At 64.7% G+C, this 25,735-nt stretch carries 31 protein-coding genes; 18 read left to right on the top strand and 13 right to left on the bottom strand.

Features of this window, described 5'->3' with window-relative positions; genetic code table 11:
* Positions 1–278: 278 nt before the first annotated feature.
* The gene (locus ACFVTM_RS08815) at positions 279–1,754 is read left to right on the top strand and encodes a hypothetical protein (RefSeq protein WP_390203030.1); all 1,476 of its coding nucleotides are present in this window, start codon (positions 279–281) and stop codon (positions 1,752–1,754) included.
* Positions 1,755–2,021: 267 nt separating this feature from the next.
* Positions 2,022–2,144 carry a hypothetical protein gene (locus tag ACFVTM_RS08820; protein ID WP_390203031.1) on the top strand — a complete coding sequence of 41 codons (123 nt, stop codon included), beginning with the start codon at positions 2,022–2,024 and terminating at the stop codon, positions 2,142–2,144.
* A 354-nt stretch (positions 2,145–2,498) separates the two neighbouring features.
* On the opposite strand, the gene ACFVTM_RS08825 is transcribed toward ACFVTM_RS08820, so the two are convergent.
* From ACFVTM_RS08825 to ACFVTM_RS08840, 4 genes are all read right to left on the bottom strand, one after another.
* The gene (locus ACFVTM_RS08825; RefSeq protein WP_390203033.1) at positions 2,499–2,912 is read right to left on the bottom strand and encodes a hypothetical protein; all 414 of its coding nucleotides are present in this window, start codon (positions 2,910–2,912) and stop codon (positions 2,499–2,501) included.
* Between the two features lie 402 nt (positions 2,913–3,314).
* Positions 3,315–3,524 carry a type ISP restriction/modification enzyme gene (locus ACFVTM_RS08830; protein ID WP_390203034.1) on the bottom strand — a complete coding sequence of 70 codons (210 nt, stop codon included), beginning with the start codon at positions 3,522–3,524 and terminating at the stop codon, positions 3,315–3,317.
* Positions 3,525–3,584: 60 nt separating this feature from the next.
* Positions 3,585–3,872 (bottom strand): excalibur calcium-binding domain-containing protein, encoded by a 288-nt coding sequence (locus ACFVTM_RS08835; RefSeq protein WP_390203036.1) that lies wholly within the window; start codon positions 3,870–3,872, stop codon positions 3,585–3,587.
* Between the two features lie 35 nt (positions 3,873–3,907).
* Positions 3,908–4,096 carry a hypothetical protein gene (locus ACFVTM_RS08840; protein WP_390203037.1) on the bottom strand — a complete coding sequence of 63 codons (189 nt, stop codon included), beginning with the start codon at positions 4,094–4,096 and terminating at the stop codon, positions 3,908–3,910.
* 749 nt (positions 4,097–4,845) lie between these two features.
* On the opposite strand from ACFVTM_RS08840, the gene ACFVTM_RS08845 reads away from it, so the two are divergent.
* Together ACFVTM_RS08845 and ACFVTM_RS08850 are read left to right on the top strand one after the other, a co-directional pair.
* Positions 4,846–5,868 (top strand): PASTA domain-containing protein, encoded by a 1,023-nt coding sequence (locus ACFVTM_RS08845; protein WP_390203039.1) that lies wholly within the window; start codon positions 4,846–4,848, stop codon positions 5,866–5,868.
* A gap of 121 nt (positions 5,869–5,989) precedes the next feature.
* Positions 5,990–6,667, top strand: coding sequence for a PASTA domain-containing protein (locus tag ACFVTM_RS08850; protein WP_390203041.1), 678 nt, complete (start codon positions 5,990–5,992; stop codon positions 6,665–6,667).
* Between the two features lie 453 nt (positions 6,668–7,120).
* On the opposite strand, the gene ACFVTM_RS08855 is transcribed toward ACFVTM_RS08850, so the two are convergent.
* Entirely contained in the window at positions 7,121–7,339 is a 219-nt protein-coding gene (locus ACFVTM_RS08855) for a hypothetical protein (protein ID WP_390203042.1), read from the bottom strand.
* Between the two features lie 130 nt (positions 7,340–7,469).
* Between ACFVTM_RS08855 and ACFVTM_RS08860 the strand changes: the two genes are divergently transcribed.
* Positions 7,470–7,988, top strand: coding sequence for a hypothetical protein (locus tag ACFVTM_RS08860; RefSeq protein WP_390203044.1), 519 nt, complete (start codon positions 7,470–7,472; stop codon positions 7,986–7,988).
* Between the two features lie 491 nt (positions 7,989–8,479).
* Positions 8,480–9,610 (top strand): hypothetical protein, encoded by a 1,131-nt coding sequence (locus tag ACFVTM_RS08865; RefSeq protein WP_390203045.1) that lies wholly within the window; start codon positions 8,480–8,482, stop codon positions 9,608–9,610.
* An 877-nt stretch (positions 9,611–10,487) separates the two neighbouring features.
* Here the strand turns inward: ACFVTM_RS08865 and ACFVTM_RS08870 are convergent.
* From ACFVTM_RS08870 to ACFVTM_RS08880, 3 genes are all read right to left on the bottom strand, one after another.
* Positions 10,488–11,309 (bottom strand): hypothetical protein, encoded by an 822-nt coding sequence (locus ACFVTM_RS08870; protein ID WP_390203046.1) that lies wholly within the window; start codon positions 11,307–11,309, stop codon positions 10,488–10,490.
* Positions 11,310–11,409: 100 nt separating this feature from the next.
* A complete protein-coding gene (locus ACFVTM_RS08875; RefSeq protein WP_390203048.1) occupies positions 11,410–11,895 on the bottom strand; it encodes a hypothetical protein in 486 nt (161 codons plus the stop codon).
* Between the two features lie 176 nt (positions 11,896–12,071).
* Positions 12,072–12,608 (bottom strand): GIY-YIG nuclease family protein, encoded by a 537-nt coding sequence (locus ACFVTM_RS08880; RefSeq protein ID WP_390203050.1) that lies wholly within the window; start codon positions 12,606–12,608, stop codon positions 12,072–12,074.
* Positions 12,609–12,696: 88 nt separating this feature from the next.
* On the opposite strand from ACFVTM_RS08880, the gene ACFVTM_RS08885 reads away from it, so the two are divergent.
* Positions 12,697–13,656 carry a cation diffusion facilitator family transporter gene (locus ACFVTM_RS08885; RefSeq protein ID WP_390203052.1) on the top strand — a complete coding sequence of 320 codons (960 nt, stop codon included), beginning with the start codon at positions 12,697–12,699 and terminating at the stop codon, positions 13,654–13,656.
* Positions 13,657–14,966: 1,310 nt separating this feature from the next.
* Here the strand turns inward: ACFVTM_RS08885 and ACFVTM_RS08890 are convergent.
* The 3 genes from ACFVTM_RS08890 to ACFVTM_RS08900 all read right to left on the bottom strand — a co-directional run bounded on the left by ACFVTM_RS08890 (position 14,967) and on the right by ACFVTM_RS08900 (position 16,632).
* Positions 14,967–15,683, bottom strand: a complete 717-nt coding sequence (locus ACFVTM_RS08890) for a hypothetical protein (protein WP_390203053.1) — start codon at positions 15,681–15,683, stop codon at positions 14,967–14,969.
* A 132-nt stretch (positions 15,684–15,815) separates the two neighbouring features.
* Positions 15,816–16,262 carry a hypothetical protein gene (locus ACFVTM_RS08895; RefSeq protein WP_390203055.1) on the bottom strand — a complete coding sequence of 149 codons (447 nt, stop codon included), beginning with the start codon at positions 16,260–16,262 and terminating at the stop codon, positions 15,816–15,818.
* The gene (locus tag ACFVTM_RS08900) at positions 16,255–16,632 is read right to left on the bottom strand and encodes a hypothetical protein (RefSeq protein ID WP_390203056.1); all 378 of its coding nucleotides are present in this window, start codon (positions 16,630–16,632) and stop codon (positions 16,255–16,257) included. The genes ACFVTM_RS08895 and ACFVTM_RS08900 overlap by 8 nt, the downstream gene beginning before the upstream one ends.
* A gap of 355 nt (positions 16,633–16,987) precedes the next feature.
* Here ACFVTM_RS08900 and ACFVTM_RS08905 point away from each other — a divergent pair, with 355 nt between their 5' ends.
* From ACFVTM_RS08905 to ACFVTM_RS08915, 3 genes are all read left to right on the top strand, one after another.
* Complete coding sequence (locus tag ACFVTM_RS08905; RefSeq protein ID WP_390203058.1) at positions 16,988–17,611, top strand: hypothetical protein; 624 nt, start codon at positions 16,988–16,990, stop codon at positions 17,609–17,611.
* A gap of 28 nt (positions 17,612–17,639) precedes the next feature.
* Positions 17,640–19,325, top strand: a complete 1,686-nt coding sequence (locus ACFVTM_RS08910) for a CCA tRNA nucleotidyltransferase (protein WP_390203060.1) — start codon at positions 17,640–17,642, stop codon at positions 19,323–19,325.
* 159 nt (positions 19,326–19,484) lie between these two features.
* Positions 19,485–19,685, top strand: a complete 201-nt coding sequence (locus ACFVTM_RS08915) for a hypothetical protein (protein WP_390203062.1) — start codon at positions 19,485–19,487, stop codon at positions 19,683–19,685.
* Positions 19,686–19,882: 197 nt separating this feature from the next.
* Here ACFVTM_RS08915 and ACFVTM_RS08920 read toward each other — a convergent pair whose 3' ends face one another.
* Complete coding sequence (locus tag ACFVTM_RS08920) at positions 19,883–20,092, bottom strand: hypothetical protein (protein WP_390203064.1); 210 nt, start codon at positions 20,090–20,092, stop codon at positions 19,883–19,885.
* A gap of 333 nt (positions 20,093–20,425) precedes the next feature.
* Here ACFVTM_RS08920 and ACFVTM_RS08925 point away from each other — a divergent pair, with 333 nt between their 5' ends.
* From ACFVTM_RS08925 to ACFVTM_RS08940, 4 genes are all read left to right on the top strand, one after another.
* On the top strand, positions 20,426–21,091 hold the full coding sequence (locus tag ACFVTM_RS08925) for a hypothetical protein (RefSeq protein ID WP_390203066.1): 666 nt from the start codon (positions 20,426–20,428) through the stop codon (positions 21,089–21,091).
* Positions 21,092–21,186: 95 nt separating this feature from the next.
* A complete protein-coding gene (locus ACFVTM_RS08930; RefSeq protein ID WP_390203068.1) occupies positions 21,187–21,978 on the top strand; it encodes a hypothetical protein in 792 nt (263 codons plus the stop codon).
* Complete coding sequence (locus tag ACFVTM_RS08935) at positions 21,975–22,427, top strand: GNAT family N-acetyltransferase (RefSeq protein ID WP_390203069.1); 453 nt, start codon at positions 21,975–21,977, stop codon at positions 22,425–22,427. Before ACFVTM_RS08930 ends, ACFVTM_RS08935 begins: the two co-directional genes overlap by 4 nt.
* Positions 22,428–22,500: 73 nt before the next feature.
* The gene (locus tag ACFVTM_RS08940; RefSeq protein WP_390203070.1) at positions 22,501–23,124 is read left to right on the top strand and encodes a hypothetical protein; all 624 of its coding nucleotides are present in this window, start codon (positions 22,501–22,503) and stop codon (positions 23,122–23,124) included.
* 201 nt (positions 23,125–23,325) lie between these two features.
* Here the strand turns inward: ACFVTM_RS08940 and ACFVTM_RS08945 are convergent, their stop codons facing one another.
* Positions 23,326–23,775: a hypothetical protein gene (locus ACFVTM_RS08945; protein WP_390203072.1), complete on the bottom strand. Its 450-nt coding sequence runs from the start codon at positions 23,773–23,775 to the stop codon at positions 23,326–23,328.
* 364 nt (positions 23,776–24,139) lie between these two features.
* On the opposite strand from ACFVTM_RS08945, the gene ACFVTM_RS08950 reads away from it, so the two are divergent.
* The 4 genes from ACFVTM_RS08950 (at position 24,140) to ACFVTM_RS08965 (ending at position 25,703) form a co-directional block, all read left to right on the top strand.
* Positions 24,140–24,283 carry a hypothetical protein gene (locus ACFVTM_RS08950; RefSeq protein ID WP_390203073.1) on the top strand — a complete coding sequence of 48 codons (144 nt, stop codon included), beginning with the start codon at positions 24,140–24,142 and terminating at the stop codon, positions 24,281–24,283.
* Positions 24,280–24,456, top strand: a complete 177-nt coding sequence (locus ACFVTM_RS08955; RefSeq protein ID WP_390203074.1) for a hypothetical protein — start codon at positions 24,280–24,282, stop codon at positions 24,454–24,456. The genes ACFVTM_RS08950 and ACFVTM_RS08955 overlap by 4 nt, the downstream gene beginning before the upstream one ends.
* Before the next feature lie 198 nt (positions 24,457–24,654).
* Positions 24,655–25,131: a hypothetical protein gene (locus tag ACFVTM_RS08960; RefSeq protein WP_390203075.1), complete on the top strand. Its 477-nt coding sequence runs from the start codon at positions 24,655–24,657 to the stop codon at positions 25,129–25,131.
* 137 nt (positions 25,132–25,268) lie between these two features.
* Complete coding sequence (locus ACFVTM_RS08965) at positions 25,269–25,703, top strand: DUF6884 domain-containing protein (protein ID WP_390203224.1); 435 nt, start codon at positions 25,269–25,271, stop codon at positions 25,701–25,703.
* Positions 25,704–25,735: the final 32 nt, after the last annotated feature.

The following is a 25,735-nucleotide window of genomic DNA, read 5'->3' on the forward strand; positions in this document are numbered from 1 at the left end:
GACTGCGTTGGGCGCCGGAAATGGGACACGCCAGCCTTTATCGGGAGGCGAGGCTAGTGCACGGGGATAGGTACGGCTACGAGGATGTGGAGTACGTCAGTATCGATTCCAAAGTGAGCATCCGCTGCTCCGACCATGGAATCTTCATGCAGGTGGCTTATGACCATTTGTCAGGTCACGGATGCGCCATGTGCTCTGGTAACCAACCACTAGGGACTACTGGATTTATAGCTCGCGCCCGGGAGGTCCACGGGGATCAGTACCGCTACAACCGCGTCGTGTATGTCAACAACCGCACGGGCGTCACCATTACCTGCGACGTCCACGGCGACTTTCAGCAAGCGCCCGATAGTCATCTGCAAGGCAGCGGCTGCATTGATTGCGTCGGGGTGCGGAAGCACACCGCAGAGACGTTCACAGTGCGTGCCCGGGAAATCCACGGTGCGAAGTATGAATATGACCTGGTCGAATATGTGGACAGCAAAACCAAGGTGAGCATCGTTTGCGCTGAACACGGCGCTTTCAAGCAGACACCCAACAATCACATGAACGGCAGTGGATGTCCTGCGTGCGCCGGCCGGCTACGACGGGACACAGACGCCTTCATACGTCTCGCATCCGAGGTGCACGAAGGCCGCTACGGCTACGAGGATGTCGTATACACAACCAGCGGTGAACCCGTGAAAATCCGATGCTCCGAACATGGTGTCTTCGAGCAGGTGGCCTACACTCACCTGACCGGAGCCGGTTGCCGACATTGCGCCGGAAACGTACTAATCGGGACATCAGTGTTCATCACTCGGGCCCGGGCTCGGCACGGCGACCGGTATGACTACCATCTCGTCGACTACACGGGCACTGCAAAGCACGTGGACATCGTCTGCAAACAACACGGCGTATTCAGGCAGATAGCCAACAACCACCTCGATGGTCAAGGCTGCCGGGATTGCTCCGGCCTGACGCCCCTCGGGACTGCCGAATTCATCCGACGGGCCCAGGATGTTCATGGAGACAAGTACGACTACCAGCTGGTGGAGTACGTGAATATGACGACCAAGGTGACAATTCGATGCCCGGAAAAACACAGCTTCGAGCAGTCGCCAGGAAATCACCTGTCCGGGGGTGGGTGCTGGGCATGCTCCGGGCGTATGCGCCACACCAACGAAACGTTCGCTGCCCGTGCCGTGGAAGTGCACGGCCAAAAGTACGGATATGCCCTCGTGGAATACATTGACACCGAGACCCGTGTCACGATCACCTGCCCCAAGCACGGTGACTTCCAGCAGACGCCCCACAGCCATCTGAGCGGTTCCGGATGCCTCAGCTGCCGCCTGAGCGGTTCCGGATGCCTCAGCTGCCGCGTCATCACGTTCACTGCGACGAAGCCTGAACGCACCATTGCCGGGCTCCTGGAGGCTGCAGGCATCCCGTTCACCGCACAATGGCGAAACCCGACTTTGCGCCACAAGGGACTTCTGAGGTTCGATTTCATGCTTCCCGACGATGAAGTGCTTATCGAATACGACGGACCCTTCCACCACAGTCCCCAGTACTGGCGCTATCCGACTGAAACCGAGGCCGAAGAAGCCCACGAGAACCAGCGCATTCGGGACCTCATCAAAGATCAGTGGGCTATGGAAAACGGCTGGAGGCTTCTGAGACTGGCGGACCCTGCCACCATCGAGCATGATCTCCGGGATGCCGGCGTACTTCGCCAACAGCACGAACATATGGCCTCCGGTGCTGATATTTGACCGACAGCAGGCGAGGCGGCGCCGTGGAGAGCCTGAGAGGTCGCTTCGGCAGCCTGAGATGAGGCCAAAGGGACTCAGAACGCATGGGCCCAGCCCTGCCGCACACATAGCGCCAATGCCCCCCCTCTACCGCCGCTGAGACGACGACGATGGACATCAAGGTTGCGGCGTTTCTGAAGGCTAGCGTCCTGCTGACCTTCGGCAACCTGATCGAGGCCGCTTGGGCCGCGCCAGCTGGCCGCCAGCGGGGACCGCTACGCGCACCAGGTGATCTTCCGGATCGACAACTCGGTGCAGCGGGACGTTGAAGATGACGAGGCTGCCGCGCTGAGGATCGAACCGGATGAATTCAACCTCGGCATCACCGAACTGGGGCCGCAGGGCATTTAGACTTCGACCCCGGAGGTCATCGGTTTGGCTGCCCGCCCGAGCATCAAAGCGGCCTTCGAGCAGAATCCTGATGCAGGGAACTACCTGGAGTTCAGGGTCATCGACAAGGAAGACCACCACAGGTACCTCCCGACATTCTGCCGTTCCGCACAGCAGACTCCGCACGAACTCCGAATGAAGGCAGCGCAGGAGCTGTAGGACGCGCGCGGTCGCATCCACCGCCAGCACCCCGCTGCCATTTACGATCTTGTCGGCAAGTCTCGCAAGGGCGGGACGACCCCTACGAGGCGGTCATCAAGGTGGACCTGGACGCCGTTTGGCCGCTAGGTTTTCCCTACACCGAGGTCTAAGGACTCACCGGGGGGCACGGTCCTGGCCATAATGAAGGCCCTCAGTGCCTCCGGCTCCAGCAGGATGCCTTTCTTCGTCGCCCAGTTGACGTTTCACCCCGCCGCTCTCGTCGTGGATGGAAACCCGGGCCAGAGACACCTCTAGCGAGTGCAGCGCATACGAGTCCTTGATTGCGTCGTAAAGCGCCCGCTGCTTCCACCGGGAAGGGCCCTGGGGTCCGAGAACGCCTTCCTCATCGGAGCCGCCGAACATGCTGTCGGAGGAGTTGACCCACTTCCCACCGTGTCTTCCGGCGCGCAGACACATGCCCTCCATCGCCGTGGCGTAGTCGCCGTACAAGGTGGACCAGGGCAGGTGGGCGATCCACGGCGTGGCGAGTGAAAGGGTCCGGTACCTGTTGAAAATGCAGGTCCTCATCAAACTCGATGAGGACTTGGTCAACCTGCATGTCCCATCCTCGAGGCGCAAGGGCTGCCTGGTAGGACGGCACGCCGCCCAATTCTCGGAAAATCACCAGCAGCATGCCCGCGACTGTCGCGGGAAGCGCCTCGAGAGTCGGCCAGGGGACCCCGGCCTTCTTCGGCTTCCACACCACGTTGTAGCCAGCGTTCTCCAGCCACCGTTTGAAGGACCTCGCCCGGGTTTCGTTGGTCCCCATTGCTGCATTCTAACCGGCGGTCGGGACAGGAACCCGCGGCTCCGCACACATGGGCGACCTTGACAGCCTCGACGAAACCTACATGCTCAAGCACCCCGTCCTCCACCACCCGCATCAGGCGCCTGGGCACTCCCCGTCAGGCTGCCCCGGGCCGGGAATGCTCAGTCCAAGCCCAGAGCAGGCAGTGAGTCAACGATCCGGTTGGTCGCCAGGCTGAGCGCCACAATGTGGCTTATCAGGTCGACGATGTAGCGGGGCTGCTCGTGCTCCCTCGACCAGTCGTCCGGGTCGTTCATGATCCCCGACGCCTTGTCCGTCTTGACCTGGTACCGCTCCAGGATCCAGTCCAGCGCCGAGCGGGAGCCCAGCATGCATACCCACAGCGATCGCAACCCCTTGCCTGGGGAGAGAGGATGTGCCGGGCGGCCCTGTTACTCGCAACCGACGCCGTCGTGGTCACGGTCTAAGTGGCTGCCGTATCCAGGCTCACCGGAGTACACCGGGGCGGCTCCTGCGGCGCGGGCTTCAGCGCAGTTGCTATAGGACCCGTTCGATTGCCTTTTCTTCGTTGGCTGGCCGGGCGCGAACTGTTGAATTTGGTTGAAGGGCTGGGCCTGATCAGCTTTCTTGGGCAGGATCGCGAGCGACGCAAGGAATAGGACTAAGCAGGCTCCGACAATCATCATGCCCTTCTTGAAGGCGTCAAAATCGAAGTCCATTACCCTCCAACCCGCTCCGGTCTGGAACTCATGGGCTAGCCCATGCCGAACAAGAATGTTCCGACCACAAAGACCGCCGTCATTGCCATCCCCGTGGCCATGGCTGCCCCAAACAGCCCTTCTCCGGTCGAAGAAGCTTCGCTGTCGCCGCTCTTGGTAGTGAACTTGATAAAAGCAATCGCGAAAACAACTCCACCAACAACAAGTGCCAACGTGGTCAACATCTTTCGTCCCCCTAATATCCGAATCCATGAGAACCATAGAGCAGTTGACCCCATTTTTGTTCTTTTTCGCGTAGCATGACGCGCTAGCGGTCCGCGGCAGGCAGCGGGCCCTCCTTCATTACACAGCGCCTGATGGGACACAAACGAAAAAGCGTGTACCTAGTGGACGTATCCGCCAGCTTTCTTCAGGGCTGCGTCGTCGGTTGGCCGGCCACAACGCAAGAATCCGACTCCACGTCGTGTCTACACGGTCGCCTGGGACCTCGGCGGCATCGGCGCCGGAGAACTGGCCGGTATCCGGCGCGGCCTGCAGGCCCTTGAACCTGTACCCGGTCCTACGTGTCTCAAGGCGCACTCGCACCGTCCTGACCGATAGAGGACTGCACTGGACCTCCTGGAGCGCTCGCGGATGGAGAAAGCGCTCTCTCCGGGGAGGGCGCCGACTCGATACACGAATACCGCCGCATTCTCGACTACGCCCGGGGCATCGACAACAGCTACGGATAGGTCCGCGGACACGAGGGCCCGGGAACGATCATGGTCCGGGACCCTCTGCCGAGGGGGAAGGGACCACCAACCCGGAACTGTCATTTCGTTAGCACGTGCCGTGCAACGGGCCACGGAAAGCCACAGATTAACTCCACGTCGAACGCCTAGACTTCCCCCGTGAGGCACCGGACACTGATGGGCGGGCCCCGCACCCCGGCTGCCGGGGTGAATGCGACGGGCGCTGCCGGAACGGAGGGGACATGAAACGCCAGTTCCGTGCCGGCCTGGCAGCCGCGCTCGTGGCCGTGCTCAGCGCGTGCGCGGGAGGGACCCAGCAGGCCTCGTCGACCGTTGCCGCCGCTCCGCCAACGCCGACCGCCACTGCGGCCCCGACGCCCAGTCCGACCCCGACGCCCAGCCCGGCACCTTCCCGGACGCACGTGTCCCGGCCGGTGCCGGACGTGACCGGCAAGACGTTCACCGAGGCCTACAAGATCCTTACGGACGCGGAATTCTATGGCTACCCCTATGACACGGACAGCTTGAAGCTGATCCGCACGACCCCCGATAAGTCCCTCGTCGTCGTCTCCACCAGCCCGACCGCCGGCACCGTCACGAGCACCACGGACATCCAGATCAACCTCGGCCGCGCCGGGGAGAACGGAAAGGCCGCGGGGCCGGCCCGATCCAGGTACGAGTTCGACTGCGGCTATGACGGGGACATCTACCACTCGCTGAAAGAGGTGTGGGCCAGCAAGTACTATGCCGGCTCGGATACTTGCTCGATCCGATATGACGGCGAGTTGTCCTACGATAAGCCGCCGATACTGCCCGAGGAACAGAAGGTCGTGGACCTCGTGGCGGCGAATGGCGGCAGCGTCAGGGTCGCGCCGATCGAGACGTTCGATGCCGTGCTGCGGCTGTGCATCAGGCTCGACCCGAATTACACCGAGCAGTCCTGGGACCGTACGGATCAGAAGAAGGCGGAGGCCAAAGCTGCCCTCGCGATCTGCCCGGATGCCCCGCACGCCACCGTCCTACGCGACGTCCAGAACCTCATTAAGGTCGACGACGGGACGCACGTCGTCGGGCAGGACATGGTACCGGGCACCTACCGGACCGAGCCCGCCGTCAAGGACTGCTACTGGGCGCGGAGCAACGGCGGAGGGGACATCATCGCCAACAACTTCATCGGGTTCGCGCACGCCGGCGTCACCGTCACCGTGTACGGCGGGGAGGGGTTCGAGTCCCAGCGATGCGGCCTGTGGACGAAGATCGGCTGACCGTCACGGCAGGGCGCGGCTTTCGTCGGTGACGGACCCGGCACATATGGTTGGGGTGTCCGTCCCCGGCCACCGCCGGGGACGTCATCACCGCATCCAGCGCCACTGAAATTTGGGGGACATGAACCGCTATCTCTCTGCCGTCCTGGCAGCTACTCTCATTGCCGGCCTCACCGCGTGCGGGGGAGGGGCGCAGGTCGCCCCGTCCACCATCACCGCCTCCGCAGCCACGGCGGCGGCCTCTGCCGCGCCCGTCCGCACCGCCCGTGCCGTCCCCGACGTGGCCGGGAAAACGTTCACGGAGGCCCGGAAGGCCCTCAGTGCAGAGGGGTTCGTCGCATCCATCGCCGGCAAGAACGGCACGTCCTGGACCGGCGGTGTGGATGACACCGTCACGGCTGTTTCCACTGTGCCGGCCGCCGGGACTGTAACGGTGGCCACAGCCGTCACCGTCACCGTCAACCTCACCCAGGATGAGTACCTGACGGCCGCCGCAAAGCCCAAGCCGACCGGGCTGGCCGCCACCTTGCCCTCGAAGTTCCCCGGCTACCCGCTCATCGTCCACGGCTCGAAACTCGACTACCGGGTTGCCAGCTGGTTCGAGGGCAAGCTCGTCGACGATCAGGTTGTCGCCCTGATCCCCGGGGTCTACACCCCGTATAACCCACACGTGAAAGACCTTCTGGCCTACTACGAGCTCGGCGGGGACGGCGACTCCATCATGCGCAAGCAGTACATGCCGGAGACCGGCGGTGCCGGCTGGCCCGGCGTACTGCCTGGCCCTGAAGAACCGAAATAAGGACAGCCGCTCCGGCCGGCACGGGTGCTTTCTGGATGCTCATACTTGCCTGTTTGTGGCTGACCGGCCAAACGCGCAATATCTGGGAAAGATTTTCTTTCGAGCCCTGCCATTCAGCCGCGCTTGGTCGTCCGGGTCTCCCTCGGAATTGTCTCCGACCGCGGGCGAGGTCGCCGGCATCGGTCGGGTCCTCGAGCAGCGGCCGCCGCACCGGGGCCTGGATCCGGTCCATTTTCACGGCGGGGGTTTCGATGATGGTGACCAGGTTTTTGACGTCGAATTGGTCGGCCAGGATCATTTCGTACGCGGCGCTCATCTGGCGGTGCTGGGCGACGGCGGAGTCGAGGTCGGACCAGAAAATGCCGGCGGCGAGGATGCTGTCGATGCTCCTGAGTCTTATGTGTGCGGAGCACGGGCCGGGTCATTCCGGCAAACGGGGCAGGACCGACCAGGTCAGGAAGGATTCGGCCAGCCCGGCGGCGCTGAATGCTTCGACTTCCCTGCCCGGTGCGCCTCCAGCGACAGGTGCATGCCCAGTGGCATCCCGTACCGGCAGGTCGCCGGCGAGTATGTGTTGCGGTCGGCGTCGTCGAACTCGATGTTCTCCCCGTAGGCGGAGTGCAATTCGATCAGGTCAGTGACCGCTCGAGTCACGGTGTTCGGCTCAGTCATGGGACCTACGTGTGGGGCAGGGGCCAATTCCGTCACCAACCTGCGTCCTGATCGGGCGCCGGCCTTGCGCCGGTTAGGATCACGGAGGTCGGTCAATCCTGCGGCCATCACTTGCACCTATGGGGGATCCATGACACTGCCCGAAATGCCCAACCACGCGCCAACGCAGGCGGCGGCGGCCACGGACCGCAAACCGGTCAGCAAGACACTTATGATCGCGGGTGCCGGCTTCCTGGTCGGCGCGATGCTCGGAGTCGCCGGCACCGCCATTTCCATCAGCGCCATCAACGACGCCAATGCCAAGGCCGCCGCCAAAGCGGAAGCTGACGCTCAGGCCGCGGCCTCGAAAATCCGTCCTCTCAAGGAGGCTGCCGCCGGATGCGACATCATCGGCGAGACCGGAGCGAAGCTCGGCGACGGCGACCACAGCCTCGCCCTCGACTCGAAAGGCAACGAGGATTACGCCGGCCTGCCCATGGAGAAGATCGACTGCGTCCTGAACAACCTCCATGTTCCCGACTTCATCCGCGCCGAGATGGGTAAGACCCGGGCACTGGACGGCACTCAACGCGAATCGTGGGACAAGTTCAGTGTCTCCTGGACCTACCACCCCGACGAGGGCCTCACCATCGGACTCGTTGAAAAATAGCCTTACCGGACCTGCTGGGCGGTGAGCCTGTCGGCATCGCTAGCGTTGCCTGCGGCTGTCCCGTGATGAGTATGGCCAGGTAGCCGGCCAAGGCATCGCGGGGCGTGAACACCTGCTCGGCGATCTTTATGCACCGGCCCGACGGTGATCTTGTTGGCGAGGTCGATGATCTCCTGGTCGGCGGCGACTGCGTTGTATGAAAGCTGAGCCACGGCCTGCGGCTGGAAAGAGCACAAAGGACCCGGGTCCGCGTTTACGGCCAATGTACTGAATAAGCTAGCCCGATGGGACACGTACGAAAAGACGTGCACTAGGTAATTTCCCGGGAACTCCCGTGGAATTCACGGCTAGCCCTCCCACCAACGAAGGCTTCGAGTCATCCGCTCCTGCTGTCTGGCAGCTTGGCTACGCGCCCTGGGTTGCAGACGAGCCGCCTACCGGTTCCGGGTTTCCGGATCAGGAAGTCAGCGAACAGCGCATAAGATCGTTCCATGACCAGCAACACCACCAGCCGGGAAGTGCGCCTGCGCGAGACCGACCGCCTCCTCAAGCGTGGCCTTGGATATACGGACATCGCGGAGTATCTCGGCGTCAAAAAGCGGACTGTTGAGGAATACGCGGCCGAACTCCGGAGGTCACCGCTCCCGGAGGAGTCTGACGTCTTCAGTCTGGTCATTTACCAGAACCCGGAGTACGTGTCCGCGCTGCTGCAACAGCTCTTCGCGATCGGCCTTCCCGTCGAAGAGTTCGCGGAAACCGTAAACACCGCCATGAGGAAGAGCGCCGCCGAGGCCGGCGCCCAAGTCAGCGGCGGGTTCAAATCGGCGATTCCCTTCATGAAGACGGGCGCCTCCGCGGACGTAAACGGCCATGTGAAGGGGTCGATGGGTGGCGAGGACAAGGGCGAGCAGCGGCATCACCAGAAGTTCTCGTTCACGCAGGCCAACTACCTCCACAACGTGCGCCAGGCCTTGTATGACAGGGAGCTCATCCAGTGTGTGACCGGGCCCAGGAGCCTTGATGACGTTGAAGTAGGGACCTTCGTAGAGTTCTCAGCTTCGTTCCAGGCCAATGAAATCAACAGCATCCTGGACCTAGCGACTCCAGAACTCGTGGCCGCCATCGTGAGGCACCAGCACAAGAAGGAAGCGTTGAAGATCTTCAATTTCCAGGAAGGACACGACGCCAGACAGGCGTACGCCATGAAGATAGAAATCGAAGCGAATGCCAAGGCAGATCTCGCATCAGCCGCGACGATCGCCGTTCGGCAGGATTTCCGCAACGAGACCACACGCGAGTATTTCGGCACGATCATCGGATCCGAGGACGGCGAAGACGTAACGGCAGTCACCATCTGCGACACCGAGTATTTCCTTAACCAGGACAAGGACCGGATCCTCGACGGAACCTTCAAGGTACTCGGCAAGGTGACGCAGGTTAGCTACGACGATCTGTCCATCCTCAGCAGGAACAAGTTCCTGAACCGCATGCAGCAGCCAATGATCGACGAGCTTTCGAAGCACCTGAAGGCGGCTTCGGCGGCCGGACAATTCGACGCCACCCTGACCCTGGCTCTGGAGGCCCCGATCATCAAGGTCATTCCGATAGCAATATACCTGTAGCGGGTTGGGCGTCTTCTGCGAACGGGGCGCCCCGGACGGCCGCACTGCTAAGGGGGAGATTTGAGGCTGGAATGGCAGAGTGGCGCCCCTACAGCCCGTTGGCATTGGATTTGATCGCTCCGGTGGCATACCGAGTCGTTCGGTGTCATCCCTGACACGACGGATCGAACCGCGCCAAGCCTGACGCGACGTCGACGCGCATCAAGGCGCGCCCGAATATGTCCCGCTCGGGAGGCAGGTCCTCGAGATACCTGCTTTGCCAGCAGACATGACACCGCCGGTGGGTGCATTGCGCCTTCATGCGCTCACCCATCTAGCGCCTTAGGCTTCACCGCCGCAACTGGTGTACGAGGAGTCCGCTATCCCGTTTCCGCTTCCAAGAAGATCGCCAGCTCCGCGTCAGTTGGTTCTCGGAGTTCGACCGGAATTATTGCCGTGGCTGCGGCGAGGTAGTCATTAATAGACGTCTGGCCGTCAAGTTGAGTGGGTGGCTGGTGCTCGGCATTGGGGTGCATGATGACCTTTCGGTTGGTATTCAAGAGCGCCGTAACCGTGGGGACGGACAGTGGTTCCGCGAGCCCTTCTGGTCACCCGACCCGTCCTAGGAAAGTGCGGGCTTCGGGGGTTTACGGATATGCCTTGTGACGAGTCGCCAGCGCGCCGTTCAGTCCTGGTCGTCCAAGTCCCACTTTTGTCCTGGCTCTCGTTCGACGGCGGCCATCCAGTCTTTGACGCCGGCGACCGGAACGGCAGGTCAGGGACTGGCGGGTCGTGTAGTCCATGTCTTTCTCTTGACGGGGCGTTCACCTCATCTGTGTGCGGCCGGACGCAAAGATGCCCGCCCCGGAGTGCGGAGCGGGCATCGAAGATGAGGCGGCTACAGGGTCGGGGCAACTGTGTCCAGACCGTGCTGCCAGAACAGGCTATCGGCTTCCTCGACGAGCTTCGTCACGGACCGCAGGCTGTCACGGCTGACCGGCCCGGCGAGCAGACCGGCGGCCTTCGCGACCAGGGCACGGACTTCGTCTTCGGCGCCGGCGAGCCGGGACGCCTCGGTGGGGATCTTGAATGCCGTCGGGTCCAGGACGGTGACCTTCGGGGTCTCGCGGATCATTCGGATCGAATTGGTGTCCCCGCGCTTCTGCGCGAACTCGACGGCGGAGTCGACGGCGTGGTCGTATTCAGTGACCGGGAACCGGCGCCCCGCCATGCCCCGGTCGAAGAAGGACAGCTCGAGGTAGGTTCCGCCGTGGTTTCCACCCAGCCCCATCGTCATGATGGTGTAGTGCGGCTCCTCAGCGGACTTCCATACGTTGCCGTCAACGATCAGGATGCCGTCGAATTGCTTCTTCGCCTCGACCATTGCTTCGAACGAGCCGTTCTCGTAGCTGGTGTGCTTGACCGCTGCCGGGAATCTTGCGGAGCCCGCAACCACCGGGTTCTCCCCGTCCAGCACGGCCGTGTAGAGCTGGCCGTTGAAGCAGCGCATTGGTACGTCCCCGCCGCGGGCGGTGCCCAGGTAGCCGCGGTCATCCGGGACAATCGCCACCACCGGGGCGTCATCGGAGCTGACGGCCGGGATGTCGATGTGGTGCGTGAAAGACTCCGGGACCGGGCGTGCTTTCCGGCAACGCGGCGGAATCCGGTACGGGCGGTAGGCGACATCGGCGGTGATGATGATGAACGATTCGGTGGTCATGGCACCAATGTGTGCGGACCCACCGACAGCGCTACCCGTTGGAGGACCCTGCCTTGCGTCCGAAGAAGCCGCGAACGACCTCACCTGCCGGCGGAACCTCTTAGGGCATGCCGCCGGAGTTTAGGTAGTTCTCATGGTCTTGACCGGCCGCGCGCATGTCTTCTTCGGTCACGAACCCCTGGTCGGCGAGAAGGATGGGGCGATATGATTTTGGTCCGTTAGTGCAGCGCACGTCGTCGTGCCAATTCTCGTTCATGGTCGGGTCGTAGAAACATGACCACCTCTTGCCGAAGATTTTCTCCCGCGACTCTTCGTCCGCCTCTTCGATCTCCTGGTCGGTGGGCACGTAGCCATCAGCATAATGTTTGACTGGCGGACGAGAGGCTTGAACGGGCGGACGCGAGGCTTGGACGGACGGACGAGAGGCGCTAGTCGGTCGATCTACCTTAGACGCCCCACTCAGGCCGTGCTGGCCGAAGATCAACCATGCGCCCATGCCGAGCACCACTATGCCGACGCACCAAGCGAGGACGCGGATGCTGGGGTCGGCCAACGCCCCGCTACGGTCCTTGGGTTTCGTCGTCATTTTCCCTCCTGTCGATAGAGTAGCGCACGGTCTGATGGCACGAGCCTCGCCCGATTCCACCACCATCTGGACCTTTGTGCCGTCCCGCCACACCCGGCAGCATCCGACTCGTTTGTGCTTTCGTCGCTGCGTTCCATGGGCGTCATGTGCGGACCCACCGACAGCGCTAACCGGAGCTATTGCCCGGTGACGAGATCGGCGAAGATGTCGTCGTCCATGTACCCCATGTCTTCGGCCAGGGCGGCGAAGAACCCCACCCAGCTGCGCGCGGCATCACGGGCATCGATCAGCCCGGCATCGTCCAACTGGCAAGCCTCCAGCCACTTCTCGCGCGCCAGCATGCGCAAACACCGGTACCGCGGGACGTCCGCGTCCGCTACACAGAGCTCCTGCTCCTCTTGCTGCAGCACCCAGTACAGCCACCCGCCGCTCGCATACGACTGAGCCCGTGCGTGGTTGCCAACGACGTTCTTCCTGGGCCGCTCAAGGATCATCGCCACCTTTTCGGCAAAGGCTGCCTCCGCCCGGTTGGGATGGTCCTCGAAGAGGACTGAATCCACCTCGGGCCACCAGTCGACATGCCAGTTGCGGTGCTGGCGGAAGCGGGACTCGGGGTCGACGGTCATGCCGACGTAGAGCAGGGACTCGGATTTGTCGTAGAGCCGGTAGACCGTAGTCGGGCGGGCGGCGAGCATGGCTGATACCGGTGACATAGTCCCAACCTAGCCCCGGCGGTGAGCTCCAGCTAGAGGCCCGCACACATAACAGCGGAAACCGTCATCAACCCCTGGAGCCCTATCCATGTCTGCCAAAGCCGGAAGCAAAGCGATCGTCGCCGCGCTCGGCGCCAACCTGTCCATCGCCATCCTGAAGGTGGTCGCGTTCGTCCTGACCGGATCCGCGTCCATGCTCGCCGAGGCGATCCACTCCGCCGCCGACTCGGTGAACCAGATGCTGCTCATGTTCGGCGGCAAGCGGGCCCGCCGCAAGGCCACGACGGAGCACCCTTTCGGCTACGGCCGGGAACGCTACATCTACGCCTTCGTCGTCTCGATTGTCATCTTCACGCTCGGCGGCCTGTTCGCCCTGAATGAGGCCATCGAGAAGTTCCAGCACCCGCACGCCCTCGACATGACCTGGGCCTGGGTTCCGCTGGCCGTCCTGGTCGGTTCGATCGCCCTGGAGGGCTATTCGTTCACCACCGCGATCCGTGAATCGAACACCACCCGCGGCAAGAACACCTGGGCGCAGTTCATTCGCACCGCCAAGGCCCCGGAGCTGCCCGTCGTCCTGCTGGAAGATTCCGCGGCCCTGACCGGCCTGGTCTTCGCCCTGTTCGGCGTCGGGATGACCGTCATCACCGGCAACGGCCTCTGGGATGCCGCCGGCACCGCCCTGATCGGCCTGCTGCTGGTCGCCGTCTCCGTTGTCCTGGTCGTCGAAACCAAGTCCATGCTCATCGGCGAAGCCGCCGACCCGACCGACGTCGACGCGATCGCCGCGGCCCTGATCGGCCCCGGCGTGGAGCGCGTCATCCACCTCAAGACCATGCACCTGGCTCCCGAGGAACTCCTCGTGGCCGCCAAGATCGCCGTCGCGGAGACCGCCAGCGGCGAGGAGATCACCGAGGCCATCGACGCTGCCCAGAAGCGCGTCCGCGCTGTCGTGCCGATCGCGACCATGATGTACCTGGAACCGGACATCTACTCGGCCACCGGCAACCGCAGCCAGCGCGAACCGGTCAACATCGGCCACCTCTAGGCCCGGACAGTGAAAGGCCGCTCCGTTGTCGGGGCGGCCTCTTCTGTGCTTAGAAGCTGGCTCCCGGGGAGGTTGGGGCTATGACAGACGGCAGACGGCCTTGCCGGAGCTCCACAGTAGGATTTCGTTGCCACATCCTAGAGGCGTGATGGGGGTGGTTTCCCCTGACCAGGTGGGCTCGATACGACCCATTGCTTGGGTCCCGTCGTGAGGGCCTCAGCGAGAGCCGGGTAGATGGCTTCGTCTTCCAGTGTGGCGGCGGCGTCAAGGCCGTACATATACGCTGAGACAGTTCCCGCCACTGGCAGCATGGTGCCTCTGTTTCCCTGCAGTTTTCCGAAGTCTGCGGTACCGAATGCGACGGCGCACCAGTCTCCGGGCGGCCCGAACTGCGCATCCGACTTATAGGCGATGTCGAATCCTATTTCGCTATATCCGGGCTGCCCAGTCGCCCTGAGAGTGCATACCGGCGAACTCGCCGGATAGAAACCGTAGAGGGTGGGGCAGTGACCTTTGCTGAGCATGCAGACGTTGGACAGCTCATTCGGCACTGGTAGGTTGTGGCCCGGGGTGGTGTTCACGAGGGTTATGCCGCCCAATACGGATGGGACCCATTTGACGTTTGCTTGTCCTGGCTTCGCGCTAGCGGTGTCTTCTGTCACAGCGCTGGCCCCTACAACTATCTGGATTTTGAGATCGTATGTGTATTTATCCTGGTCGGTGACGGAGGCAGTCGTGTCAACCACAAGGAGTGGAACGGTCGTTGTCGAGCCGCCATTGGTGCTTGGTGCAGCCTGAACCGTTGGTGTTGTTGCCGGGGTTGAGGGTGGCGGTGTCGCGCTCCCCGATCCCGTGGGCTGGGTTACAGATCCGCTCCCTGGCGAACCACAGCTGGAAGAAGCGAAGGCGACCAGCAAGACTACGGCGCAAGTGTAGAAATGACGTCTTGTTCGACTTGTCGGGCCTTGGACATTCGAATGGCTGCTTGGCACGGTTTCTCGTGAGCCCATAACGGTGTCTCCTTGGGACATTCCGAAAGTGCAGCCCCAGCCGGCACCGATGACATGAATAATCGTCTGAACGTTGGCCCCGGCGGCGGAGCGAATGGCATCGATAGCGAAGCCCACGTCGCCATGCCAGTCACCGAAGATGGCCAGCGGCCGCGAATCTGTCATCCCACCACCCTAGACGTCAACCGGCACAGCCCCCGCGACGCGAAGAGACTCCTCCTGACCGGGCACTCACTTCTATGCGTTGATCAATGCGGCATTCAGGAAGCCAAGGGCCCGACGTCGCAGGGCCGACGCGGCTCAGCTGTGCAGCTCCTCCACGGCCCTGGCCGCGGTCTGGATGCTTGCCCAGCCGCGCCGTCCGGCGGCGGCAGTCCGTTCGTCGAGCCCGGCGCCGTTGTTCTGCAGGATGGCGACCAGGGTGGCATCGACGATGTCTTCGCGGAGTTCGGCCAGCCACGCGGCCCGGATGTTCGGCATCACCGGAACCCGCGCGTGGGCGGTGAGGTAGTGCCCGCCGATCATGGCGACGGCGATGCAGCCGATGCCGACGAGGACGAGTTTGAGCAGGTCGTTCGGGTCGGTGGCGACCAGGTAGGTCGGCAGGGCGATGAGCCCGACCAGGAGGATGGCCCGCAGGATGAAGACCTCCCGGGCGCTGCCGGATGCCCGGCGCCGGCGCAGGGTCGGGGCCAGGCGCTTGTCCCGTACCGCTTGGGCTTTCAGCCGCCACTGCCGCTGGCTGCCCAGGTGCAGTTTGACCAGGGCGCGGGCCGCCGCCAGCTCCTCCGGATGGTTCTTCCGCAGGGCCGTGACAAGCGGGTCGGGCCGGTCCGCCCAGGCACTGGTGAGCCGGCGGTCGATGGCCGCGGCCATGTCGTCCAGGCCAAGCCGGGCGGCGCCTTCGGCGGCTTCCTCCACGCGCAGCGTGGCCGGGGCGGTCTCGTCAGGCATATAGCCGTCGGAGCGGGAGCCGTAGCGCGGCGTTCCGTCGTCGAGCCGGTATTCGTTAGTCATGGTTCCCCCAAGGCTTGAAAAGTGCAGGTGGCGCCGCAGCCCACCGGGCGGGACGGCAGCTCTGCCGGCCCGGAACCCATTGTGCGGTGCGGACGCCCGCATGACGGTCACGGGCCCGTTTGTTGCGGCGGCTCAGGCGGCCGCGTGCTGCCGGGCCGGGGCCGGGAACCGGACGTCCGGGCTGGTCCGTTCGGCGTAGGCTGCGGCGCCCAGGGCCGGGCCCGCGTAGGCGTTCACGAGCTCCGGGGCGCCGGTGACGTGAACGAACAGGTCCCGGACCCAGGCGGGGGCGGCCAGGATGCTGAAGTGCGGGTTGGCGACGTCGTTACGGTACTGGCGGGAGAGCCGCTTCTTCTTGCCGTTGCCGAGCAGGTCCACGCGCAGGACCGTGAAGGGGGCGTCCTCGGTGGTCGCGCTGATCCGGATGATGGCCAGGTCCGCGGTGAACGGCCGGCCCTTGGCCGTGTCCCCGACTTTGTGGGTCGGGGCCAGGTTGACCGTCCATTCCCGGAACCGGCCGGTGGCCGCGGCGGCAGCCAGGGTGGCGGGGCTTGAGGTCTTCGTCAGCAGGCTAGTCATCGAACTCGTCCTCCTCATCGTCATCGGGCAGGGTCGGGCCGGCGACCAGGGACAGGGCCGCCCAGGCCGGGTGGTCGGAAAGGTCGGCGACGTGGACCTGGACGTCTTCGCCGCTGAGCCGGGACAGGGCCCTTGCGTCGGCAAGGCGCTCGGCGATCACTTCCGCGTGCTGGCGGAGGATGGTCATGAACGCTGCCTCGGCGCCGGGGCCGGCCGGGTTGTCGGCGTTGTTGACGGTGAACTCGACACGCTCACCGTGGGCGTCGAAGCCCACGATCAGGGAGACGTCCAGGCAGCTGCCGAAAGATGAGGCCACGTTCTCGAGGATAGACACCACCCCTTCGGCGGTGATGACGGGGGCATTGCTCATAGGTAAAACTCTTTCGCTTCGTCGGGTCACTGTGCTGCCCATGTGTGCGGCGGACTGGCCGTAACTTCCCGGTTCAGGCTCCGGCCGGTGCTAATCTGTGACGGCCCGCAGCCGCGGCCCGATACCTTTCCGTGGGGGAATACATGACCGACCCGAACACTCCGCCTCAGTATGGCCAGCAGGTACCGCCGCCCTACGCGCAGCAGTCGCAGCAGTACGGCCCCGGACCGAATCAGCCGGGTCCCGGGCAGTTCGCCAGCCCCCGTTCGGGCCGCCGCCGGGCCCCTGGAAAGCGACGCCGCCGGCACCCAAACCGAAGGGCCGCTTCGGGCCGTCGTTCTGGATTGTCGGCGGTGTGCTGGCCCTGGTCCTGCTGCTCAACGCCCTTGCCGGACAGGGCGAAGGCGTCCTGGTCATCACCGGCCTCGTGGCGCTCTTCACGGCGCTGTACTCCCTAGTGTTCAAGCGCCGGTCCTGGCTGGGTCTGCCCCATCAGGGGATCGCCACTGCGGTCCTCGTTGCCGGCCTTGCCTGCGCCATGCTCGGCATCATTGCCAGCATCGCCAGTGTCGGCCGGTCAAGCACCACGCAGGCCGCACCGGCTCCCGCACCGGCGCCCACGGTCACGGTCACGGCAACACCGACCACCAATGCTCAGGCGGACGCCGACACCGCCGCGAAGCTGAAGGCGCGCGAGGACGCCGTTGCCGCCCGCGAAGCTGCGGTCACGGCCAAGGAAACTCCGGCCAACGTCATCGGCCAAGGCACCTGGACGGTCGGAAAAGACATGCCGCCGGGCACCTACCGGACCACCAAGGCCGTGATCGGGGATTGCTCCTGGAAGATTACCCGGACCGGCAGCAACGGCAAGGACTATATCGCCTACGACTACTTCGTGAAGGGCGGGTTCCCGCAGGTGCAGCTGGTCGAGGGCCAGACCTTTGACACTGACGGCTGCGGGGACTGGGCCAAGCAGTAACGCCGCGCGGGTCCGCACACAGTCAGGCATGACCAAGTCCACCGTCCCGCTTCCGCCGCGTCAGCCCAAGGGCATTCCGACCGGCGGCGAGTACGCCGCGTACGCCCATGCCGAAGGTGACCTCACGCTGGGCCCGGCCGCCGGGGACGTCATCCCGGACCTGATCGACCTGACCCCGGAGACCCGGGAAGTGCTGGATGCCTTGCGGGCCGCCGGCGGCCGGCCGCTGATTGTCGGCGGCGCCGTCCGCGACGGGCTGCTGTCCCGCACCCAGGACGTCACGGTGGACTCCATGGACGTCGACATCGAGGTGTACGGGCTCTCCAAGAAAGACGTCTGGCTGGCGCTGCCGGGCCAGGCGCAGGAGTTCGGCCAGAGCTTCGGGGTCTTCAACACCACCCTCAACGGCCAGGACTTCGACGTCGCCATGCCGCGCCGGGACAACAAGACCGGCGACGGCCACCGCGTCTTCGTCGTCGAAACCGACCCGGAGATGAGCTTCGAGGACGCTTTCGCCCGACGCGATTTCACCATGAACGCGATGGGCTGGGACGCCTTTACCGGCGAACTCATCGACCCCCTGGGCGGCCGCGCCGATCTCGAGGCTGGCATCCTCCGCCACCCGAGCGACCACTTCAGCGAGGACCCGATTCGTGTTCTAAGAGGCGTCCAGTTCGCCGGCCGCTTCGGCATGGCGTTTGCCCCGGAGACGGCGGAGCTGTGCCGGGAGATGGCGCCGACGTTCCACCAGCTGCACAAGGACGGCGTCTGGAAGCAGTTCCGCAAGCTCACCATCGAAGGCACCCACATCTCCAAGGCGCTGGAGGCGCTGCACGCCGCCGGCTGGGAAGACCACTTCCCGGGCCTGGCCGCGACCCGCGGCGTCCCCCAGGACCTCACCTGGCACCCCGAAGGCGACGTCAACATCCACCTCGGCCTGGCCGGGGACCAGGCGGCAGCCATCGCCCGCCGCGACGGCCTCGACGAGGAGGAGACCTCCATCCTGGTCCTGGCCGCGATCACGCACGACTTTGGCAAGGCCCGCTCCACGAGGATCGACGCCGACGGCCGGATCACCTCCGGCGGGCACGCCGAAACCGGCGTCGAACCGGCCCGGGACTTCCTGGAACGGATCGGCGCGCCCGGCCGGTACGCCGAGAAGATTCTCCCGCTGATCGACCGGCATATGTGCCACACGCCCGGCGGTGACGTGGAGATCAGCGACTCCGCCGTCCGGCGCCTGCTGCGCCGGCTCGACCACGCCGGGGGAGGCCCGACCCTGCAGACCTGGGCGCGCCTGGTCGAAGCCGACAAGGCCGGCCGGGGACCCGGCGCCCGCCGGGGCCGGGACTACCTGCCGGACTGGCTCGCCGCAGCCGACCGGCTCGGGAATGAACGGGCCGTCACCACGACCCTGCTCAAGGGCCCTCACCTGGCCGACGCCGGGGTCCCGCGCGGGCGGCTGTGGGTCCACATCGTGGCCATGAGCACCGAAGCACAGGACGACGGGGCGTTCAGCGACGAGGCCGGCGTGAAGGCCTGGCTCGCGGCGAACCAGAAGACCCTGGTGGCGGAAGCAACCCGCCGGCACGCCGAAGCCCAGGCCAAATGGCTGAAAGACAAGGCGGAGAAAGCTGCCGCACAAAAGGAACGCCAGCGGGCCGAGAAGGCCGCGGCGCAGGCTGCCAAAGAGGCGGCCCGGAACCTGGCATAGCGGCGCGCCGTCTCTTCTGCCCAGCAGAAAGGCCCCCGGGCCGGGAACGAAGGTCACCCGGCGGTCGTTAGACGACTCGGTGCGTCGGGGACAGCCGGTGCGTGATGAGGCCGCTAAGGTGCTGTTCAGGCAGTGCCGGCGCCAGTCTGTGGGGAGACAATGGCTGATACATCAAAAGAAACGGTGTTCCGCTTCGCCGCGCCCATCGTGGGGACCGAGGACCCGCGGGAGGTCTGGGAACCGGGCCGAATGACCACCAAGGGGTGCCACAGCCTGTGGCCGCCCGAGATCTACCCTGACCCTGTCATCGAGGCCGTCCAGCCGCCGTTCGACCGAGGCTCCTGGCCGGACCTGTACTAGCCGATGAGCTTATCGGCCGTCATGCGGGCCGGGGCGCCCGAGAGGTTCTGCTCCGAGGCAAAGGCCCTGACCTCCGGGGGGTGTCGTTCGTCCGAGGCGTTCATCGAGCGTACGTGCAACCTGGCGGCGGCAACAAGGCGGCGGTGAGATGGAGCCGATCCGTTGCCGGCCGTGGATTTACCGATGCCGCCCATCGCCTAGGAGGCGTGGCGTGAAGGCTTCGCGGCCGCGAGGTCCTCGACCCACTCCGGGGTGACTTTGCCGAGCCGACGGTCGGTAACCAAGCGCAGCTGGGCGGCGGCGATCTCCATCGCCAGCTCGTCCTCATCGACCACCTCGGGGGCTTCGACCTCGGGGGAGGCGGCCGCGTGGGCGCCGTGGCGGGAAGGGTGGGTTGCCGTGCTCATCGTGGTCCTCCTTCGGGCGTGCCGGACTGATCGTTCTCCCCATTGTCCCGCGGTCCGGGTTCACCGTCCACCCCTGGCTCCTGCTCGCCGGCCGGCGAGACGACGATCAATGCGCCGTCGGCGATGCTGACACGCCGCACCGTGGGTCCGCCCCGGAAACGCTGCGGTTCTTCATGCCCTCCTGTATGCGGCTAGCCTACGAGAGGTGCCACGGTCGGAAAACTACGCATGTTCGATGGCAGGCGATGGGAATGCAGCAGCAGCGACCAGACCCTCATGGCATGCCGCCACTATTTCCCAATCCTCAGTCTCACCTAGCAGAAAGGGTCGCAAATGCCTGGCAAAGAGCGTTACCCAATGTCGCCCTATCCTCTACATCTTCAGAACCTGGGTGCGGTGCAGTCAGGTCACGAGTTTGACGAAGCCACCGCAGAGGCCCTCGCTGTGGCACCCCTGGAAGTCGAGAGGGCATATGGCAGGGCATCGATAGCCGGCCTCCAACTACACCATGTGCTTACCGACGTTGCCCTGGCGGTGACTGACGACTCCGTCGGAAAAATTCTGAGACTAACCTCGGGGCAACTACGCACTAAGATCCTCGAGTCGGCAGACAAGGTTGCTTACACGGGGCTGAGGCCATATCTCCAATCTTGGGATGTCTTCCTGGGCCAGCAATCGATAAAGTATCGCAACCACGTTGTGCACTCACAGCTATGGAGTGTAAACAGCCAAGACGTCATTGGGCGTATTGAGGGGGAGACCTACACCGTCTGGACGAGACAGGGGCTGCTTGCAGCCACGACCAGGATTGTTCTCTCCACCCGCCTGCTCAGCCAGATATTTTGGGACGTCATCATCACGGACTACGACGGGGTAGTTCGCAAAGATGTCGCCCCGCACTTTTTCTATGCCAGGCAAATTCCGCTGATGTCAGATCTCCAGATACTCCTGGACATGTCCGCGCCAGAATTGCCGCCCAGAACTCCGCAACCGGCTTGATCGCTAGGCCGGTGAGACTTGCCCGGTCGTCCTCACACATGGGGCGATGAGAGCATCGGCACCGGCCGGCGCCAGTCCTGGAGGAGTACCGAGCAATGCGCGCGATCAGCTGGATCAGCTTTGACCACACCGTCCCCGTTCCGGTTCTTGCCGAGGGCACTCTGATTTCCCGTGACGACATCAAGCTGTTGCTCACCGACGAGTTCAACCTTTTCAAGTGGGAGAAGGACGGTGTCCGGGTCCAGTACCGCTACGACCATGGCACCATCTGGGATGACGCCGAGGCCGACCTGCTGGAGCGGGTCGAGGTTGAAGGCGTGGAGTTCTTCCGCATCGGCACCGCACCGTTCGAGTCCAATGACGACACCGAGCAGATGCTCGAGCTCGGCTACCGCGCGGCCTTCATCCCCGGAAGCGGCATCGTCGTTGAAAACCCTGACACCCCGGTGACGCTGGCCGCGGACCGGATCTGGGAGGACCTGGCCCGCTGCTTCGGCATCTACGCCCCGCAGCGCCTCAACTCCTGGGACGAGTACGCCGGCCAGGTCCCGAACTTGGAGCGGGTGTTCGCCCTCGCCGGGGTGGAGCGGCACGAGAAGCAGAAGATGGCGCTGGTGGCGTCCCGGGTGGGCGGCTGGCTCGCGGACCGGGCCCAGCACGCCGACACCACGAACACCGCCCGCGCGGACGAGCTCGGCGTCGGGGACGTCCTGGAAGCCGTCGACGTCCACTGGTGGTCCCACTCGCCCCAGCGCGTCACCTACATGGTTGCCGCCATCGAACCGGCCGCCGACGAGAAGCTGACCATCACGTTCGTCTCCGGCCATGACCGCGCTCGGGTCCTCACCGTCCCGGCTGACCGCCGCTTCCTGAAAGCACAACAGTGACACCGTTGACCGTCATTCGGCTCAAGCCCGATACCTCGGGTCCTGTCGTCTACAAGCCGTTCAGCGAATCGGACGACTTCACCGAGGACTGGTGGGTTGGCGACATCTACGGGTTCGAGCCGACCCAGCACCTTTACTCCTTCTTCGTCGGTCAAGACGAGGTGGCCCGCGTCGAGATTGAAATCCAGGACTTCATCAACGAGGAATACGAACAGCCCGCGCACCCGGGCCCGTACGCCGTCATCCATTTCTTGGAGGTTTCTGGTGACTATCGCCGCAAAGGCTACGGGACGGAGGCCGTCCAAATGCTCGCCGAACGCTACGCGGGCACCCCGCCGGTGGCGTTTTCTGCAGAGGCCGATGATTTCTGGGGTTCCCTGGGGTGGGAGCGGTATGAGCACGCAACGGAGCCGTACCGCCACAACAGCATGTTCGTCGGAGGCGCGTAATCGCCAGTCCCGGTAGCAGCGCCCGGGCACATGTAATCTGTCTCCGATACCACTGCCCATGATGGGGGAACCTTTGACCGAGAACGTCCCGCCGGTACCGCCGGCACCCGAGCACCCGTACGCCAACTGGCCCCAGCCAGGGCAAGGCAGTTACCCGTCGCACGGCCCTTACGGCCCCGTCCCTGGCAACGAGCCACCGTACGGCCCGCCGCAGCCGTACACCCCGCCGGGTTACGTGCAACAGTCCTACCCGCCGCAGCAGGCCCCGTATCCGCACCCGAGCCACCAGGCGCAGTACCCGTACCCGCCGCAGTTCTACGGGCAGTCCAGCTGGGGCGCGACGGTCAAGAAGACCGGGGTCCGGACCGCCGCCGGCGTGCTGACCCTTGTCATGAGCTCCTGGACGCTCCTGTGTGCCTTCTCGGGCTTCGGAAACGGACTGAACGGCATGGCGACCCTGCTGTTTTTGCTGGCCCTGGCCGGGTTGACCGCGGGCATCCTGGTTCTGACCCTGCGGCGCAACAGGGGCGTCCAGATCTTCGCGCTCGTCTGCTCCGGCGCGGCTGCCTTCCTCGCGCTCATCGCCCCCTCTGCAGACTACTACGGCCCCGTTCTTCCGATGACTCTGCTGCCGCTGGCCGCCGCCGCCACGATACTCTCCGGCATCAGCCTGTCCCGGGGAAACCCCGGCGCCTGACCCTTCAGCCCCGAAGGCCCCGCATCGTTGATCATGCGGGGCCTTCCTGCTCCCTGGCTGGATTACTGATGGACGTCCATCAGAAGCGGTCAGTAGAGCCGGATCGTTGGCTCTGAGTGGCCGTAGGCGGCAAAGCTGCCCCGGTTGGACGGAATGACGCCGTATGGGTGCTGCCGTAGTAAAGGTGGTCCATTTTTCCCGCTACGGAACGGGCCGGACCTCAAGCGTGAAGACGTCCGGTTCGCTCCGGGACGCGCTCACGATCCCGACGATGTAGTTGTAGTGCCCGGCCGTCCCTGTTCCGGTGCATACCGGGACGGTGCCGCTCTCATTGGGCTTCCGCTGACACGTCCCGTCGATCTCTAGTGTGAGGCCGGCGGGCGCCACAACCGCCCGGAGGTCGGCAGCGGCCAATTTCATTCCGGAGTCCCACTGCCGGGCGATGCTGGGGCACGGGTTTGTGTCTAGGCAAAGGAACCGTTCGCCCCGGACGATGTCCACTGTTTTCTTCCAATCGGACGGAACCGCGAGGCGGTCGACACGCGACACTATGTCGGCGGTGACTCTGTCCTCGGCAGCGCGGACTAGAAAGCAAGCGGCTGCAGCGATCAACGCCACAACTCCAATGATGATCCCGGTGCGTCGTCTCACTGTGTTCCCCCCAAGAACTTCAGTGCAGGCACCGCCTCTCCCGGCGGGCGCTGAGTGCATAGTATCTGCCGCCAGGCCCGTTGTCTGCCGAGACCAATCGCCTGTGCCGCACACATGACCGCCACGAAGAGATTTCAGGTCCATGTCCGCACCCGCCTCGATGTAGGAGACGGCAGGATAGAGAACTCCCACGTTGAGGCTCTCAGCGCGTTCAACGAGTCGCTGGCGCCCCCGTTCGATTCCGGCGCCTGCCGCATGATCGAGACGAGTGACAACGTCGCCTCCGGAACCACCTTCGGCACCGTGGACCGCAAGAACGCACCATCCCTCGTCGGCGTGAAGGGACCAGAAGGCCGTCTCTATTTTGGCCGCCGATTTCGAGACCCGCGCCCGCGAAGCGGGACACGAGGCCGAAGCCTCCGTCGTATCCAAGTCGGTCACCCGCGCCCAGGGCGGCCGGGCCGCGCACTCGGCGCGCATCCCCGCGGCCGCACACATGCAGCCATGACCAAGAATGTAGAGAACCGCAATCGAGTCCAGCCCGGCGTCAAGAGCGGCGGCCAGTTCGCTCCCGAACGGCACGCCGAAGCCGCCGGCGTCACCCTAACCACCGACCCGTCACCGCTGGACTGGACAAGGCCGCCACAGTCCGGCGGCGCACCCAAAGCCATCGACTACTAGGCCCGCTCGACCACGCATGGGAAGCCCCGGCACCGGGTCGTGGTGCCGGGCTTTCCGGCCAGTGTTACGGCTCCCGCGCCGGAACCGCGGCAGCGTCCCCGACCCAGACTTCAGGTCTGCCTACACTGACCCCGGCGAGCCGTTCTGTCCGCATCAGCAGGCCCGCTGTTCCGTCGCACCCGCACATCAGGAGAACACTTGAGTTCCGAAACACCCCTCAGCCAGCCACCCCGCACCGAGACCCCGGCCGGCTTTGCGCAGCCGCAGTACCCGGTCCATGGTCCTGCGCCCAAGGCCTCCGGGCTCCGAGTGGCCACCGGCGTCGTTGCCCTGGTCATCGCTCCCTTTGCCGTGCTCCTCGTGGGCGTCCGGCTGTTCGCCAGGCACATGGGCCCCAGCACCCCGTTCCTCGGGTGGATGAACTTCCTCCTCCTGGTGGGGGCCGTCGGCTGCCTCGTGACCGGGATTGTCATCCTGGCCAAGCAGCGCAAGAGGGGCGGGACGACCCCGTGGCTGGTCGGGTCTTTCGCCGGGCTGATCGTCCTGGGCTGCCTGGGCCTGAACACGGTCCTGGCCAACGGCACCCCGGGCGGCCAGGCCATCCTGATCCCCTGCGCCCTGGCCGTGGCCGTCCTGGCTGCCCTGGTGATCATCCTCGAAAAGCGCCGGCGCTGACGGCGGAGGGGCCGAACCCCGGCCGTTAGCCACCTGCCCACACGAAGCCCCGGCAACGGGTTACGGGCAGGAGCTTTCCGGCGTTCTGGAGCCGCCCCACAGACGGGACCCACGACTCCCCAGGAACCACCGTCGGCCTGGTCGCGTGCGCGGCCGCGAAACTGGACCGCCCGGACCCGGCCCGGGAGCTCTGCGTCTCGCAGCTTTTCCGGAAGGCCTCCGCGTACGCCGAGGCGACCTGCGACCGCTGGTACATCCTCTCCGCCAAGCACGGCCTTGTCCACCCCGATACGATCATCGAACCGTACGACGTGAGGCTTGGCGCCAGGACTCCCGGGGCGCCGCCCGTCCACGGTTGGGCCGCCCGTGTCCGGGACCAGCTGGCGGCCGAATTCGCCGGCCTGGAGGGAGTGACGATCGTCGCCCTGGCCGGGGAGCAGTACCGCACAGCCCTGCAGGACGTCCCGTGGCCGGTCGAGGTACCGATGAAAGGCCTCGGCATCGGACAACAGTTGGGATGGCTGACTCGGCAGCTTGCCGCTGGCCGGCGGGCCGCAGCTTCCCGCCCCTAGCCGCGATGTTCGAAATATCCAACAGTTAGACA

The organism is Arthrobacter sp. NPDC058130, from assembly GCF_042884475.1.
Classification (GTDB): Bacteria; Actinomycetota; Actinomycetes; order Actinomycetales; family Micrococcaceae; genus Arthrobacter.